Here is a 15911-nt window from a genome sequence, read left to right as displayed (position 1 = left end):
TCACTTCTTGAGGGACTCCATCGCCTCGTGGGCCAGCCGGGCGGTCTCAGTCGGGGTCTTGCCAACGCGGACGCCGACGGCCTCAAGGGCCTCCTTCTTGGCAGCCGCGGTACCCGAGGACCCAGACACGATGGCGCCGGCGTGGCCCATCGTCTTGCCCTCAGGAGCGGTGAACCCAGCTACATAAGCAACTACCGGTTTGGTGATGTGCTCAGAGATGTATTTAGCGGCACGCTCCTCAGCGTCACCACCGATCTCACCGATCATGACGATGATGTCGGTCTCCGGGTCATCCTGGAAGGCCTGTAGGGCATCGATGTGGGTGGTGCCGATGATCGGGTCACCACCGATGCCAATTGCCGTCGAGATACCCAGGTCACGCACCTCGTACATGAGCTGGTAGGTCAGGGTGCCCGACTTCGACACCAGGCCCACACGACCGGGGCCAGTGATGTCGGCCGGGACGATGCCGGCATTGGACTTCCCGGGGCTAATGATGCCCGGGCAGTTCGGGCCGATGATACGAGTCTTGCCGGAGCGCTGGGCAGCGGTGAAGAACTCCGCGGTGTCCTTGACCGGTACACCCTCGGTGATACAGACCACCAATGGCATCTCGGCCTCGATGGCCTCCATAACGGCCGACTTGGTGAACTTGGCCGGGACGAAGATGACGGACACGTTGGCGCCGGTAGCCTCAACGGCCTGCTTGACGCTGCCGTAGACGGGGACGGTAGTGCCACCGTTGAAGTCAACGGTGGTACCGGCCTTGCGCGGGTTGACGCCGCCGACGACGGCAGTACCGGAGTCGAGCATGCGCTGGGTGTGCTTCATGCCCTCCGAGCCGGTCATGCCCTGAACGATGATTTTGGAGTTCTGGTCGAGAATGATCGCCATGTCTCAGGCCTCCTTGGATGCGAGCTCGGCGGCCTTGCTGGCGGCCTCGTCCATGGTCGAGACCATGGTCACGAGCGGGTGGTTGAATTCCTCGAGAATCTTGCGGCCCTCGGCCACAGCGTTGCCGTCCAGACGGACGACGAGCGGCTTCACGGCCTTGTCGCCCAACTTCTCGAGAGCGCCCTTGATACCAAGCGCCACCTGGTCACAGGCGGTGATACCGCCAAAGACGTTGACGAACACGGAACGCACCTGCTCGTCACTCATGATGAGGTCAAGGCCGTTGGCCATGATCTCGGCCGAGGCACCGCCACCGATGTCGAGGAAGTTAGCGGGAGCCGGAGATCCCGGGAAGTTCTCACCGGCGTAAGCAACGCAGTCAAGGGTGCTCATAACCAGTCCAGCACCGTTTCCGATGACGCCGACGTTGCCGTCGAGCTTGACGTAGTTGAGACCGAGCTCGCCGGCACGCAACTCGAGCGGGTCGGTGGTGGCGCGATCCACCAGGCCGGCATGGTCAGGCTGACGGAAGGACGCGTTGTTGTCAACAGTCATCTTGCCGTCGATAGCCAGGATGCGTCCATCGCCGGTCTTGATCATCGGGTTGACTTCGACGAGGGTGGCATCCTCGTCACGGTAGGTCTCCCACAGCTTGAGAACAGCCGGGACGATAGCGTCCTGCTCAGAGTCGGGGAACCCTGCCTCGCTAAGGATCTCGCGGGCTTTAGCATCGTCAACGCCGTCAATCGGGTCGACCGGCACCTTGGCGAGAGCCTCGGGGCGCTCCTTAGCAAGGGTCTCGATGTCCATGCCACCCTCACGCGAGCACATCGCAAGGTAGCGACGCTCTCCACGGTCGAGCAAGATCGAGAAGTAGTATTCCTCGGCAATGTCAGCACCTTCAGCGACCATCACCTTGTGAACGGTGTGACCCTTGATGTCCATACCGAGGATGGCCTCGGCGCGTTCAGCCGCCTCGGCCGGGGACTTAGCGATCTTTACACCGCCAGCCTTGCCACGGCCACCCACTTTGACCTGCGCCTTGACGGCGACGACGGGGGTACCGAGCTTCGCTGCAGCCTCGGACGCCTGCTCTGGAGTCTCCGCGACGATGCCTCGAAGTACGGGCACGCCGTGCTTCTCAAACAGGTCGCGGGCTTGGTATTCATACAGGTCCACAATCTCTCCACTCTGCGAGTCGACCGGCCGTTGACGGGCCGGGGAACTGGGCGACGGCAGCTGTCTCGACTTCACAGCACAAGAACGTTCACAGCGAAGCGGACGCAGCTGGTCGTTTGCCCACCAATGAACAGACTAACAACCCCGGAGGCCCGATGCCCACCTGATCTCACGACGTCGAGCAATCTGATCTTTCGTAGCGACCGAAGACTACGTCAGCATCCACTTACAGCTTCTCCAGTGGAGCGAACCTCAACGCCAACCTCTTGAGCCCCGCTGACCCGAAGTCGACATCAGCCTTGGCATTGTCGCCCTGGCCTGACGTGGCTTTGACGGTCCCCAGCCCGAAGGTCGAGTGAAGCACTTTATCCCCTACCGACAGCGCGAGGGTGCGTCCCTTGAGCGCACTTGCTGACCCTCGTCCAGAACCGAAGGCCGGAGTGTCGTCGCGAAGGGCCCCGCGTGCTGATTGCGAGCGGCCACTCGCCGAAGTTGACCATCCCACCGAGGCCTGGCCGATTCTCTCCCACTCAATGAGGTGTTCAGGGATCTCGTCGATGAATCGGCTCGGTGGGTTGTACTGAGCCTGGCCCCACATCGTGCGCACAGAGGCCCGCGACACAAACAGCTGTTTGCGAGCGCGAGTGATACCGACGTAAGCCAGCCGTCTCTCCTCAGACAATTCAGTGGCGTCGGCAAGAGACCTCATGTGAGGGAAGACACCGTCCTCAAATCCAGTGATGAAAACTGTGTCGAACTCCAAACCTTTGGCGGTGTGCAGGGTCATGAGGGTGACGACTCCATCGGAGTCGGCTGGTACCTGGTCGGAATCGGCGACCAAGGCGATCTGCTCCAGGAAGGCCGGCAAAGAGTCGTCGCCGGACAATTCGAGGTCTTCGACATTGCCCTGCTCAGCCTCGTCAATATCGACAGCATGAACTCTGGCAACGAATTCCTGAGCCACCGAAACAAGCTCGACGAGGTTTTCCAGCCTCGTCTCATCCTGCGGGTCTTTGGAGTTCTCCAGCTCGGTGATGTAACCGGATTCTTTCAGGATCGAGTTGGCGATCTCGTCGGCCCGTTTCCCCTGCCCCACCATGGCGATATGGTCATCCATGAGGCTAACGAAAGCTCGAATTTGATTGACCGATCTGGTTGCTAGACCGTCGATTTCATCGATCCGTTTCAGAGCTTCCCAGAAGCTAATTCTGCGAGCAGTAGCAAACATCTCGACGGCTGCTTCAGCTCGCGCCCCGATGCCACGGCGCGGAGTATTGAGGATGCGACGCAGGGAAACGTCATCGGAGGGGTTAGCGATCGCGCGCAGGTAACTGACGGCGTCCCGGACTTCTTTGCGCTCGTAGAACCTCACACCGCCGACGACACGGTAGGGCAAGCCAGTGCGAATAAAGACATCCTCGAAGGCCCTCGATTGGGCGTTGGTACGGTAAAAAACGGCTACTTGTCCATAGCTGGTACGTCCCTCATCGACGAGTTCGTCAATACGTCGGGCCACCCAGGCGGCCTCGTCATGTTCAGTATCAGCAACATACCCGACGATTTTGTCGCCATCGCCCTGATCAGTCCACAAGTTTTTGGCGGGACGATTTAGATTGACCTTAATGAGATTGTTTGCAGCGGTAAGAATCGTCTGAGTCGAGCGATAATTCTGCTCCAGGAGAATCGTCCTAGCCCCCGGAAAATCCTTTTCAAAGTCAATGATGTTACGGATCGTCGCGCCACGAAATGCGTAAATCGACTGATCTGAATCGCCAACCACCATGAGCTCCGGCGGATCGACACTGCGAGCACCGTCATCTAGCTCGACTGGGTCATCCCCACACAGCTCACGAATGAACTGATATTGGGCGGTGTTAGTGTCCTGATACTCATCAACGAGTACATGCCGAAACCGACGTCGATACTGTTCGCGAACCTCAGGGAACTGCCTCAACACGGTGACGGTACACATAATAAGATCATCGAAATCCAGCGCATTGGCAGCTCGTAGTCTGCGTTGGTACTCGACATAGACGTCACCATTAATTCGATCATTTCCGCTTTTGGCAGCCGCGACTGCTTGATCCGGGGCAATGAGCTCGTTTTTTTGATGTGAGATCCAGTTCATGATAGCGCGAGGCTGGAACTTCTTAGGATCCAGATTCTGGTCACGGGTAACGAGAGTGATAAGCCTTTTAGCGTCCGTATCGTCATAGATTGAGAAATTACGGGAAATGCCCAGACGGTCAATGTCGGTGCGTAGTATTCTCACCGCAGCAGAATGGAAGGTTGACACCCACATCGGTTTAGCGCGATTTCCCACCAGGTCAACGACGCGCGCCTTCATCTCGGCCGCCGCTTTATTGGTGAAGGTGATCGCCAAAATCGACCCAGGATGAACGCCTCGGTCCCCCACCAGGTGAGCGATGCGTCGCGTGAGAACTCTCGTCTTTCCCGAGCCTGCCCCCGCGACAACGAGGACCGGCGAACCGGCGTGCAACACCGCCTCACGTTGGGGCTCGTTGAGATCAACCAGTAAGTCAGCAGGAGAGGCTGCTCCGGCCGTCACGGGGGCATAGGTCGGCAAAACCCCTGGCTCAACAGAGCTGCGTCTCTCATGAGCCGATTCGAAAAACGAAAACAGATCCGGTGTCGTCATGGCGACTCACAGCCTACCGGCCCATAGCCGTCCTCAGCCGACCGCAGATGACATAACCCATCGCATGTTCACACGGCAAACCAGCGGCCCCGTATTGACAGTGATCCTCAAAGGTCCTAGATTCAAGGGTAATTCGGCCCGATGAGGGCCGTCATCGAATCCAGGAGCACTACCATGACCGCGGCCATCAGCCACACCGTCGACGCCGACCTTCGCGCGGCCTCGATGATGATGTGCCGCCTGTGCTGCTTGCGAATGCTCGGCACCTGCTGACGGCGGATTCATCTCCGCTGGCAGGACTTCCGCCTCCTTTCCCACTGGTTTGAGCCAGTAGTCGATCTATGCCCATGTCTGCGTCGCTACGCATACCGACATGTCACCCTGCACGATCCCACGATCGATGACCGTTCGCCACACCTCTCTGCGACATTTCCAGGAGACCTACTATGAGCACGCCTATATCCTCAGCTTCCACCCCTGAGGCACTTCCCGAAAAACCCGGAGGACGCCACACCGGCCTCATCATCGCAGCAATCATCATCGTGCTTGCGATCATTGCCAGCATTATCTTCGCGGTAACCAAGAACACGGGACAGGACTCCGCAGCTGATGGCAAGACGACCGTCAAGATCGGCACGACTGAGGCAGCCAACGATTACTGGAACGTCATCAAGAAAAAGGCCGCTGCTGAGAGCATCAACATCGAAGTCGTCAGCTTTAACGACTACACCCAGCCTAACGTGGCGCTGTCCCAGGGACAGATCGACCTCAACGCCTTCCAGCACCTGCTCTTTCTGGCTGATTACGACGTCAAAAATAACGACAACATCACCGCGCTAGCTGCGACCTACATCGTCCCGCTAAATATCTACTCGAAAAAGTACCAGCGGCTCTCCCAGCTGCCCGCCGGGGCAACTATCGCCATCCCGAATGACGCCACCAATCAGGGACGCGCCCTGTTAGTGTTGCAGGAAGCTGGCTTGTTGAAGCTACGGGGTAACGGTTCAGCGTTATCCACCCCCGCTGATGTCATCACCAACCAGTCCAAGGTGAAGGTTAAGGCGATCGATGCAGCCCAAACTGCTGCCTCCCTCGAAGGCGTCGATGGTGCCGTCGTCAATAACAACTTTGCCACAGATGCCGGACTGGACCGCAACAAGGTTCTCTACCAAGATGATGCCGCCGGCAAGTCGGCCGATCCATACCTCAACATCATCGCAGTCAAGGACGCTGACAAGGACAACCCGACCTATAAAAAGGTCGCTAAGCTGTGGTCCGATCCCGACGTCAAAAATGCTATCGTCAAACAATCTGGCGGCACCGCCAAGATCGTCTCCAACCACTCCAAGGCCGATTTAGACAAGATACTTAGTGGCCTAACTACCGACATCAAGAAGTCGAATTCCTGATCCACATCCGATTTCTAGCGAGGCCTTCCACATGGCAACAGATATCACGCCTTCCTCGGCGCCGCAGTGTCCCGACCACATCGTCTTTGAACACGTCACTAAAGAATTTCGTACCCGCTCCGGCACAGTACGAGCCCTTGACGATGTGAGCCTGGCTATTAAGAGGGGTTCCATTTCAGCCGTTATCGGGCACTCCGGAGCTGGCAAATCCACCCTGGTTCGCCTCATCAACGGATTAGAGACTCCCACGCGTGGCCGCGTCTTGGTAGACGGCACCGACGTCTCGCAGCTCTCGGACAAAGCGATGCGCCCGCTACGCGCAGACATCGGGATGATCTTCCAACAGTTCAACCTATTCGGCTCAAGGACCATCTACGACAACGTTGCCTATCCACTCAAGCTGGCTCATTGGAAGAAAGCAGACGAGAAGAAGCGCGTCACCGAATTGCTGAGCTTCGTCGGGTTGACGAGCAAAGCCTGGGACCATCCAGACCAGCTCTCGGGCGGACAGAAACAGCGGGTTGGTATTGCCCGAGCGCTAGCAACTAAACCATCGATTTTGTTGGCTGACGAGTCCACCTCGGCGCTGGATCCAGAAACGACAGCTGATGTCCTATCCCTGCTCAAGCGGGTCAATGCGGAACTAGGGGTGACGGTCGTCGTCATCACCCACGAGATGGAGGTCGTCCGCTCGATTGCCCAGCAGGTCTCGGTACTAGCAGCTGGCCATCTCGTCGAGTCTGGAAGCGCCCGGCAGGTCTTCACTCATCCACAGTCAGAGACCACCCAGCGTTTCCTGGCGACGATTATCGGCCAGCACCCGAGTGGGGAGGAACAGGCACGGTTGCAGTCGGAAAACCCAGATGCACGACTCCTCGACGTCAGTTCGGTGGCCAGTCACTCGTTCGGTGACGCGTTAGCCCGTATAAGCCGTACCGGGGCGTCCTTCCAGATCGTCCACGGCGGCGTCATTGAAGTACACGACGGCTCGCTGGGCAATTACACGGTGGCCTTGTCTGGTCCAGCTCAGGCCGTCGAGCAGGCGGCTCGGATCCTCGACGAGGTATCCAATTCGGCGGCACCAACCGCATCCGCAACCGTCCCGACGCCCACTGAGGAGGCCCATTGATGAACGACTATTTGCGCCCCATCTATCTTCAGTCGATTTGGGAAACCCTCTTCATGGCCCTTATCACCCTCGTCATTGGGGGAATCTGCGGCCTGGTACTGGGAATCTTGCTGTATGCCACCCGGCGTGGTGGCCTGCTGGCCAACAAGATCGTTCACACCATCCTCAACGTCATCGTCAACATCATCAGGCCGATCCCGTTCATTATCTTTATGACGGCGATCGCTCCCCTCACCCTCAAGGTCATCGGCACCACCATCGGGGTGCGGGCGGCCACCTTCCCTCTGTGCATCGCAGCGACCTTCGCCATCTCCCGGATTGTTGAGCAGAATCTTGTCACCGTCGATCCTGGGGTTATTGAGGCGGCCCGCGCGATGGGGGCCGGGCCGTGGCGGATCCTCTTTGACGTCGTTGCCCGGGAGGCGCTAGGGCCGCTGATTCTCGGTTACACCTACATCCTCATTGCGATCGTCGATATGACGGCCATCGCCGGCGCTTTGGGTGGCGGTGGTCTAGGTCAATTCGCTATTACTTACGGTTACCAGCGTTACAACTGGGCAGTCACAGCCGTCGCAGTGGTGACGATCATCATCGTCGTACAGTTGGCGCAGTTCCTGGGCAACTGGTTAGCTCGCCGCGCGCTACGGCGGTAAGCACTGTGGCGACCACCTATATCACCACATACCAATTCCGGACCCTGCCGCCGGCCGCCTCGTCGCCAGTGCACGAGGGCCCGATACTCTGTGCACATGACCTGGGCCCCTCGCCAGAGATTCACTGTTCGCCGCGCACTGCACTGGGTGGCAGGCGGGATAGTTGCCGCCCAGATGGCCACGATGGTCGGACTAGTCACCTTCAACGGCATTAAGCGACGAGGCCGTCGCCCATACCGTTTCCCCACTGCGCCGACGGAGCCCCTCAAGGTGTCTGGTCATCAGGTCGAGATCTTCGCTTTCGGACGTGATCTTTACGCGGCGATGATCGCCGACATCGAGTCAGCTCAACACACCGTCTACCTTGAGACCTTCATCTGGAAAAACGACGAAGTCGGGCGTCATTTTCGGCAGGCACTCGTAGAAGCCGCCGCACGCGGAGTCAAGGTCTATGCGATGTGGGACACCTTCGCCAACCTCGTTGTGGACCCACGATTCTTTCGGCAGCTCGAGGGGGTGCAGGTGCGAGCCCAACCTCTCGTAACTCCCTCATGGATACCGACGCTACGCAATCTGGGGCGAGACCACCGCAAGCTCCTCATCGTCGATTCCAAAGTCGCCTACATCGGTGGGTACAACATCGGCTCCCTCTACGCCGACCGCTGGCGTGACACCCATGCTCGTATTACCGGGCCTGCCGTCGGGGAGCTCGAAAGCGTCTTTGTTGACATGTGGAATCAACGCCCCAAGGGAGCCCTCATCCCCCGGCGCAACCAGCCCGTACTACCCACTCCCGGCGTCCGCTATTGGGATACCGCTTTCGCTGTACACCGCAATTCCCCCCGGATGGCGGTCTATCCCATCCGGAACATGTACCTGGAGGCCATCGATCGCGCGAGTGAGCGGATCTGGATGACCCAGGGCTACCTCATCCCCGATGACGACGTTGTCGCAGCCCTCCACCAAGCTGCATCTCGCGGGGTTGACGTTAGGATCGTCATTCCGGCTGAATCGAACCATGTCATCGCCGACTGGCTGAGCCGGGGCTATTACGACCGTCTCCTCCACCAGGGTGTGCGGCTGTTCCTTTACCAGGGAGCTATGGTCCACGCGAAGACCTGCACTATTGACGGCATTTGGTCGACGATTGGTACAGCGAACCTTGACCGGCTATCCCTCCAAGGTAACTATGAGGTAAACGTCGCTATCACTGACTCCACCGTCGCCCAACGAATGGCTGAGATTTTCGAGATCGACATGGCCAACTGTGTGGAACTGACCTTAGACGAATGGCAGTCGCGCTCTCACATAGCGAAACTCACTGAAGCTCTACTGTCACCTTGGCGACCATTTTTCTAGAATTCCGTCTGCAGCGTAATAAAAATACGTAATCCCTTGTCAAGGTATAGTTGACATTAGTCACATTAACTATATTTACAGTATTTTTCATCCGTTTCGACGGTAGTTACTGGACGGCTGACCCTCTGCAATGGAGGATAGGCCCATGGGATTCATCGGATGGATTGTTCTCGGCCTCATCGCAGGCGCCATCGCTAAGGCCATCATGCCGGGCAAGCAGGGCGGCGGGTTCCTCGTTACTCTGCTTCTCGGTGTCATCGGCGCGGTCCTCGGCGGCTGGCTCGGTTCCGCTATCTTCCACAAACCGCTCGGTAAATTCTGGAGCCCCTGGACCTGGCTCATTTCAATCGTTGGTGCTCTTATCGTCCTGTGGATTTGGGGCATCATCACCAAGAAGAAGGCACAGTAATCACCTGGCCTACCTCTACTCCGGCGAGGCCTCGTCATTGACGGGGCCTCGTTGCGTATCGCGCATTACCCGCCGTCGTCAAGACGGCACGGGAGGCCACGCGGAGTGTAAGCCTCGCATTGCGCTGTTCGCCAGAGTTGGGGAACAGCTTTGACGTGGCATCATGGGTGAAAATCGACCATCTGGAAGATCGACATGATCACGATCACGCACACCCCTCAGGAGGAATGACATGACCAAGCTCATACGCCCCAGCGAGGGGCGCATCATCGGCGGCGTCTGCCAAGGTATCGCTAACTCCCTCAATCTCGACCCCACCGTCGTCCGCGTCGTCGCGGCCCTCCTCATTCTCATGGCAGGTTCCGGACCGCTCATCTACCTCGTCCTATGGGCCATCATCCCCGACGAGGGCAGCGGATCGAGTATGGTGACAGACCTGGCCGACCGGACCCGTTCTCCGCACAAACCTGAAGGCACGCAAGGTTCCAGCGCCCCCTTCGACCCGTACAAGGATTGACGGTCGGGCCTGCGACGTCGCCCGGAACCATCACCATAACCCCGCTGAGTACCTCACCCCGTACGCACTTGAGCGTTTCCTCGCACGGCTTGCAGCCTCGGATTGCACGACACAGACCACGTACTTAAGGGTGGCATTCTCATGGCGGCGTTTACCGAACGCGGACTAACCCGAAACATCGATTTCACCGACATGACCGCACTAACACAGCATGGCCCGCACCAAAAAAGGTACGGGCCATGTCATGTTCACGGTGAGACGGGACTCACTCCCACTCGATGGTAGCCGGCGGCTTAGATGTGATGTCGAGTACCACCCGGTTGATTTGCGGACACGCATTCGTAATGCGAGTCGAGATCTTTTCCAGCACGTCGTACGGGATACGTGCCCAGTCCGCAGTCATGGCGTCCTCGCTCGTCACCGGGCGAAGCACAATGGGAGAACCATAAGTACGCCCGTCACCCTGTACCCCTACCGAATGGACATCACTGAGGAGGACGACCGGGCACTGCCATACCTTGCGATCCAGGCCCGCGGCCCCCATTTCCTCACGTGTGATGGCATCGGCAGTGCGTAACACCTCCAGACGCTCCGCGGTGACTTCGCCAATAATGCGGATAGCCAGCCCCGGGCCCGGGAAGGGCTGACGCCACACGATGTCCTCGGGCAGACCAAGTTCGAGTCCGACGGCTCGCACCTCGTCCTTAAAGAGGGTGCGCAATGGCTCAACGAGACTGAACTGGAGGTCGTCGGGGAGCCCACCAACATTATGGTGGCTCTTGATATTGGCAGCGCCCTCGCCGCCACCAGACTCGACGACGTCGGGATACAAAGTTCCCTGCACCAAGAAGTCGATCGGCTGGTCAGCGTTGAGACGCTTGGCAACATCCTCAAAGGTCCGAATGAACTCGCGTCCAATGATCTTGCGCTTGGTCTCAGGATCGGTGACCCCGGAGAGGGCATCCAGGAAGCGCTGCGACTCATCAGCCACCACCAAATCAGCGCCCGTGGCGGCGACGAAGTCATTCTTGACTTGCTCAGCCTCCCCTTGACGCAGCAGTCCGTGATCGACGAAAACGCAGGTGAGCTGGTCGCCCACAGCGCGCTGCACCAAAGCCGCAGCAACAGCAGAATCGACGCCGCCCGACAGTCCGCAGATGACGCGCCGGTCACCAACCTGACCACGAATCTGCGCGATCTGGTCGCCGACGATCGAGCTAGCATTCCAGTCAGGACGGCATCCGGCAATGTCGAAAAGGAAGTGCTCGAGCACCGTCTGTCCGGACTCCGTGTGGTGCACTTCGGGGTGCCACTGCACGCCAACGAGCCTGCGCTCAACGTCTTCAAACGCCGCCACCGGCGCACCCGCAGTGCGGGCCAACGTCGAAAATCCCTCCGGGGCACGGGAGACGGAATCGCCGTGACTCATCCACACGCTGATGGTGTGGGGAATACGGGACAGAAGCTGCCCCGCGGACGTAATGCACAGGCTGGTGCGTCCATACTCCGATGCTCCGGTATGAGCCACCTGACCGCCGAGAGCCTGGGCCATGGCCTGGAATCCATAGCAGATGCCCAGCACCGGCACACCAGCGTTAAACAACGCCGGGTCGACGCTCGGGGCGCCCTCTGCGTAGACCGAGGCCGGACCACCCGAAAGAATAATGGCGGCGGGTTCCTTAGCGAGCATGTCGCGCACTGGCATGTTATGCGGGACGATCTCGGAGTAAACATTCGCCTCACGCACCCGGCGGGCAATGAGCTGGGCGTACTGCGCGCCGAAGTCGACCACCAGAACGACGTCGTGAAGTTGTTCCATGAAGGCGAGTCTATGGCCCACGACCCCACCTGGCGCCACTCGCGGTCCCCATATCGGCGTGGATCCCTCATCGACCGTGTGACACGATGCCGCACAATGGCGTCAAACCACCTGTCCCCGTTGGCCGGAGGGCCACGGCTCGATATGGTTTGGTTCATCCACCGGCAGTATTCACCGGCAGAACCGAGGTTGACATATGAGCACTGAGACGACGGCCCTGCTCCGGACCCTCAAGCGATGCAAGGAACGTGCGATCGAGGACCTCGACGCCGCCATGCGCGAGGATCCCGCCGCTACCTCGAAGCTCATGGTCGCCATCGCCTACCAAGGTGTTCACGCCATCTGGGCGCATCGCCTAGCCCACGCCATGTGGGTCAAGAAGCCCGCGCTGCGACCACTAGCGCGGTTGTTGTCACAATTGTCTCGCCACATCACCGGCATTGAGATCCATCCGGGAGCGACGATTGGACGCCGGTTCTTCATCGACCACGGCATGGGCGTCGTTATTGGTGAGACGGCGGTCGTCGGTGACGACGTCCTCATGTATCACCAGGTGACCCTCGGCGGCCGCGCCCGCGGACAGTTCAAGCGTCACCCCACGATTGGCAACCGTGTCCTCATCGGTGCCGGAGCCAAGATCATTGGCAACATCACGGTTGGCGACGACTGCAAGATCGGCGCCAACGCGTTGGTCGTCAAGGATGTCGCCCCCGGCACAGTCGTCGTCGGAATCCCGTCGAAGGTGCACCAGGGCGACGTCATCGCCTGATCTGTAGCTCAGCTGCCCGACCCAGGGACATCCGCCTCCCCCGCATCCGCCACTCTAGAGTCGTCGCCAGACTCGTCAGCAATAGCTTCGTGGTGACGCACCACCTCGGCCACGATGAACGTGATGACCTTCTGCGCGAATTCGGGGTCGAGGTTCGACTCGACCGCTAACTGCCGCAACCGCGCGATTTGCTCAGCCTCACGGGCGGGGTCGGCCGGAGGTAGACCGCACTCAGCCTTGAGACGGCCTACCTCGCGGGTAATCCGGAACCTTTCGGCAAGCAGATGGATGAGGGCGGCGTCCATGTTGTCAATCGCGCCACGCAACACGACCAATTCATCGGGCACTTCACTCATGGCCGAAGGCTAGCTATCCACCCGCTCACCGGAACAACATTCTGCGTGGTGGGACGGTTAGCGAATCGTCAGCTCGATGCGCTGGAACTCCTTGACCTCCGAGTAACCAGTGGTGGCCATAGCCTGACGCAGCCCACCAACAAGGTTCATGGTGCCGTCCGGGACACGAGAAGGGCCATTAAGGACCTCAGCGAGGGTCCCCACCGGCTCAAAGTGAACCCGAGCACCACGCGGCAGGTCGGGGTGCCATGCCTCCGCTCCCCAGTGCCAACCCCTACCGGGAGCCTCAGTAGCCCGAGCTAACGGAGAACCGACCATGACAGCGTCAGCACCGCAGGCGATGGCCTTGGCAATGTCACCAGAACGACCCACCGAACCATCAGCGATGACGTGGACGTAGCGTCCCCCCGACTCATCCATGTAGTCACGACGCGCCTCAGCGACGTCGGCGATCGCAGATGCCATCGACACCTGAATGCCCAGCACCTGGCGGGTGGTATGGGTCGCTCCCCCACCGAAACCCACGAGGACGCCAGCAGCACCGGTGCGCATGAGATGCAGGGCTGCCTGGTAGGTGGCGCAGCCGCCAACGATCACGGGGACGTCGAGATCGTAAATGAACTTACGCAGGTCGAGAACGTCGTCACCGTTGGCCACGTGCTCCGCCGACACCGTCGTGCCACGGATGACGAAAAAGTCCGCCCCGGCATTGACCACCGTCTCGGAGAAACGCGAGGCATTCTTCGGTGACAGCGACCCCGCCACCGGCACCCCGGCGGCCCGGATCTCAGCCATCCGTTCGGTGATGAGCTCAGCCTTGATCGGCTCGGCGTAAATCTCTTGCATCCGACGGGTGGTGGCGACATCGTCGCTCAACCCGGCTAGCTCCTCGAGGTACGGGGTGGGATCCTCGTAACGGGTCCACAAACCCTCAAGGTTGAGCACACCAAGGCCGCCCAAACGCCCAAACTCAATAGCCGTTGCAGGGCTCATAACCGAGTCCATGGGGGCGGCCATGATGGGGAAGTCGAAGGTGAGTGCGTCGATGCGCCACTCCAGGTTCACCATCTCGGTGCCACGGGTGCGCCGGGAGGGAATGAGGGCGATGTCGTCCAGGCTGTAGGCCCGGGTGGCACGCTTGCTGCGTCCGATGTCGTACATGATTCCTTTCCTGCCGGATATCCGGCTCGCCCGTCAATGGGCAGAGTAATTAGGGGCTTCGACCGTCATCTGAATGTCGTGCGGATGAGATTCGCGCAGGCCCGCCGAGGTGATGCGCACGAAGCGGCCCCGCTCGTGCAACTCGTCGATAGTGCGAGCCCCGGTGTAGAACATCGACTGACGCAGCCCACCAACCAACTGGTAGGCCACTGCGCCAAGGGGCCCGCGGTAAGCGACCTGGCCCTCGATGCCCTCCGGGACGATCTTGTCGTTGGTCGTGACATCGCCCTGGAAATAGCGGTCCTTGGAGTAGGACAGCTTCTCGCCGCGCGCCGACATGGCTCCCATCGATCCCATACCACGGTAAGTCTTGAACTGTTTACCGTTGATGAAGGCGAGCTCGCCCGGAGACTCTTCGCAACCAGCCAGTAAAGAGCCAAGCATGACGGAATCAGCTCCGGCGACCAGGGCCTTGGCGATGTCACCAGAGTATTGCAACCCACCGTCACCGATAACCGGCACATCATACTGACGAGCAGCCTTGGAAGCTTCAAAAATCGCGGTCACTTGCGGGACGCCCACCCCGGCAACGACGCGGGTAGTGCAGATTGACCCCGGCCCAATACCGACCTTGATGCCGTCAACCCCGGCCGCGCACAGCACCTTAGCAGCCTCATAGGTAGCGATATTGCCCGCAACGACGTCAACCCCCCGGGCAGCTGGCTCGGCCTTCAGCCGGGCGATCATGTCAAAAACACCCTGGGTGTGACCATGAGCGGTATCGACGACGATGAGGTCAACCCCCTCCTCAACCAAGGCCATAGCGCGATCCCACGAGTTGCCGAAGAACCCGATCGCAGCACCCACACGTAGCCGTCCTTGCGGGTCCTTGGTGGCGTTGGGGTACGTGTCAGTCTTGACGAAGTCTTTGAGAGTGAACAACCCACGCAACTTACCGTCGGCGTCGACAAGCGGCAACTTCTCAATCTTGTGGGCAGCCAGCAAAGAAAGAGCGTCAGACGGGCTGGTTCCCACTGGAGCGGTGACGAGTGGGGCTGCGGTCATGACCTCGCGGATAGGACGCTGTGGATTGTCCTCAAAGCGCATGTCACGGTTCGTGATGATACCGACCAGGTTTTCCTTGTCGTCGACGACGGGCACCCCGGATATCCGGTAGGTGTGGCAAAGCTCCTCGGCGTCAGCCAGGGTGGCATTCGGGGAGATCGTGATGGGCTCGTCAATCATGCCGGCCTCAGAACGCTTCACCTGATCGACCATGGCAGCCTGATCCTCAATGGACAGGTTGCGGTGCAGGATGCCAAGGCCACCTTCACGCGCCATAGCGACCGCCATCCGGGTCTCGGTGACGGTGTCCATCGCCGCGCTGACGAGCGGAATCGCAATGGAAATGTTGCGGGAAACCCTCGTCGTCGTCTTGACCTGGGAGGGAATGACGTTACTCTCAACTGGCTGGAGCAGGACGTCATCGAAGGTGAGGGCCAGCGGTGCCAACTCCTCAATCGTGGTCGGGCGGGAATCCGAGGTCATAAGCCACCTTTCGCCGGGATGCTCGCTATCCTATCGCCGCTCGCGTCGAC

General features: G+C 59.7%; 16 protein-coding genes. 9 read left to right on the top strand and 7 right to left on the bottom strand.

The genetic code is table 11. The features are described from left to right. Window positions 1-894 carry a succinate--CoA ligase subunit alpha gene (sucD, locus tag ACOYO3_RS03195; protein WP_002517641.1) on the bottom strand — a complete coding sequence of 298 codons (894 nt, stop codon included), beginning with the start codon at window positions 892-894 and terminating at the stop codon, window positions 1-3. A gap of 3 nt (window positions 895-897) precedes the next feature. Further along, window positions 898-2073 (bottom strand): ADP-forming succinate--CoA ligase subunit beta, encoded by a 1176-nt coding sequence (gene sucC, locus ACOYO3_RS03190; protein ID WP_002516025.1) that lies wholly within the window; start codon window positions 2071-2073, stop codon window positions 898-900. Here sucC and ACOYO3_RS03185 point away from each other — a divergent pair. Beyond that, window positions 2053-2343 (top strand): hypothetical protein, encoded by a 291-nt coding sequence (locus ACOYO3_RS03185; RefSeq protein WP_002515987.1) that lies wholly within the window; start codon window positions 2053-2055, stop codon window positions 2341-2343. The genes sucC and ACOYO3_RS03185 overlap by 21 nt on opposite strands. Here the strand turns inward: ACOYO3_RS03185 and pcrA are convergent. After that, on the bottom strand, window positions 2300-4732 hold the full coding sequence (pcrA, locus tag ACOYO3_RS03180) for a DNA helicase PcrA (protein WP_002516056.1): 2433 nt from the start codon (window positions 4730-4732) through the stop codon (window positions 2300-2302). The genes ACOYO3_RS03185 and pcrA overlap by 44 nt on opposite strands. A 446-nt stretch (window positions 4733-5178) precedes the next feature. On the opposite strand from pcrA, the gene ACOYO3_RS03175 reads away from it, so the two are divergent. The 6 genes from ACOYO3_RS03175 (at window position 5179) to ACOYO3_RS03150 (ending at window position 10208) form a co-directional block, all read left to right on the top strand. Beyond that, complete coding sequence (locus ACOYO3_RS03175; protein ID WP_002515988.1) at window positions 5179-6141, top strand: MetQ/NlpA family ABC transporter substrate-binding protein; 963 nt, start codon at window positions 5179-5181, stop codon at window positions 6139-6141. A gap of 31 nt (window positions 6142-6172) precedes the next feature. Continuing rightward, a complete protein-coding gene (locus tag ACOYO3_RS03170) occupies window positions 6173-7270 on the top strand; it encodes a methionine ABC transporter ATP-binding protein (RefSeq protein WP_427305760.1) in 1098 nt (365 codons plus the stop codon). After that, window positions 7270-7923: a methionine ABC transporter permease gene (locus ACOYO3_RS03165; protein ID WP_002516054.1), complete on the top strand. Its 654-nt coding sequence runs from the start codon at window positions 7270-7272 to the stop codon at window positions 7921-7923. Before ACOYO3_RS03170 ends, ACOYO3_RS03165 begins: the two co-directional genes overlap by 1 nt. 96 nt (window positions 7924-8019) lie before the next feature. Then, complete coding sequence (locus tag ACOYO3_RS03160; protein ID WP_002523514.1) at window positions 8020-9282, top strand: phospholipase D-like domain-containing protein; 1263 nt, start codon at window positions 8020-8022, stop codon at window positions 9280-9282. Window positions 9283-9412: 130 nt separating this feature from the next. Continuing rightward, complete coding sequence (locus tag ACOYO3_RS03155; protein WP_002519616.1) at window positions 9413-9691, top strand: GlsB/YeaQ/YmgE family stress response membrane protein; 279 nt, start codon at window positions 9413-9415, stop codon at window positions 9689-9691. Window positions 9692-9923: 232 nt separating this feature from the next. After that, window positions 9924-10208, top strand: coding sequence for a PspC domain-containing protein (locus ACOYO3_RS03150; protein ID WP_002516064.1), 285 nt, complete (start codon window positions 9924-9926; stop codon window positions 10206-10208). Window positions 10209-10473: 265 nt separating this feature from the next. Here ACOYO3_RS03150 and guaA read toward each other — a convergent pair whose 3' ends face one another. Continuing rightward, complete coding sequence (gene guaA, locus ACOYO3_RS03145; protein ID WP_002525124.1) at window positions 10474-12027, bottom strand: glutamine-hydrolyzing GMP synthase; 1554 nt, start codon at window positions 12025-12027, stop codon at window positions 10474-10476. A gap of 12 nt (window positions 12028-12039) precedes the next feature. On the opposite strand from guaA, the gene ACOYO3_RS03140 reads away from it, so the two are divergent. Next, entirely contained in the window at window positions 12040-12234 is a 195-nt protein-coding gene (locus ACOYO3_RS03140) for a hypothetical protein (RefSeq protein ID WP_002515983.1), read from the top strand. Next, window positions 12224-12796 (top strand): serine O-acetyltransferase, encoded by a 573-nt coding sequence (gene cysE / locus ACOYO3_RS03135; RefSeq protein WP_002515970.1) that lies wholly within the window; start codon window positions 12224-12226, stop codon window positions 12794-12796. Before ACOYO3_RS03140 ends, cysE begins: the two co-directional genes overlap by 11 nt. An 8-nt stretch (window positions 12797-12804) precedes the next feature. Here the strand turns inward: cysE and ACOYO3_RS03130 are convergent, their stop codons facing one another. Genes ACOYO3_RS03130 through guaB form a run of 3 tightly spaced genes read right to left on the bottom strand, consistent with a single transcriptional unit; the run spans window position 12805 to window position 15861 of the window. Then, on the bottom strand, window positions 12805-13152 hold the full coding sequence (locus ACOYO3_RS03130) for a chorismate mutase (protein WP_002516071.1): 348 nt from the start codon (window positions 13150-13152) through the stop codon (window positions 12805-12807). 57 nt (window positions 13153-13209) lie between these two features. Beyond that, a complete protein-coding gene (locus ACOYO3_RS03125) occupies window positions 13210-14313 on the bottom strand; it encodes a GuaB3 family IMP dehydrogenase-related protein (protein WP_002514772.1) in 1104 nt (367 codons plus the stop codon). A 33-nt stretch (window positions 14314-14346) separates the two neighbouring features. Further along, on the bottom strand, window positions 14347-15861 hold the full coding sequence (gene guaB, locus ACOYO3_RS03120) for an IMP dehydrogenase (protein ID WP_427305759.1): 1515 nt from the start codon (window positions 15859-15861) through the stop codon (window positions 14347-14349). Window positions 15862-15911 lie beyond the last annotated feature (50 nt).

The sequence above is a fragment of the Cutibacterium sp. KBN10P07758 genome, from assembly GCF_050286205.1.
GTDB lineage: Bacteria > Actinomycetota > Actinomycetes > Propionibacteriales > Propionibacteriaceae > Cutibacterium > Cutibacterium acnes.
The sequence above is the reverse complement of the archived record's forward strand: the minus strand, read 5'-3'. Positions and strand labels throughout refer to the sequence as shown.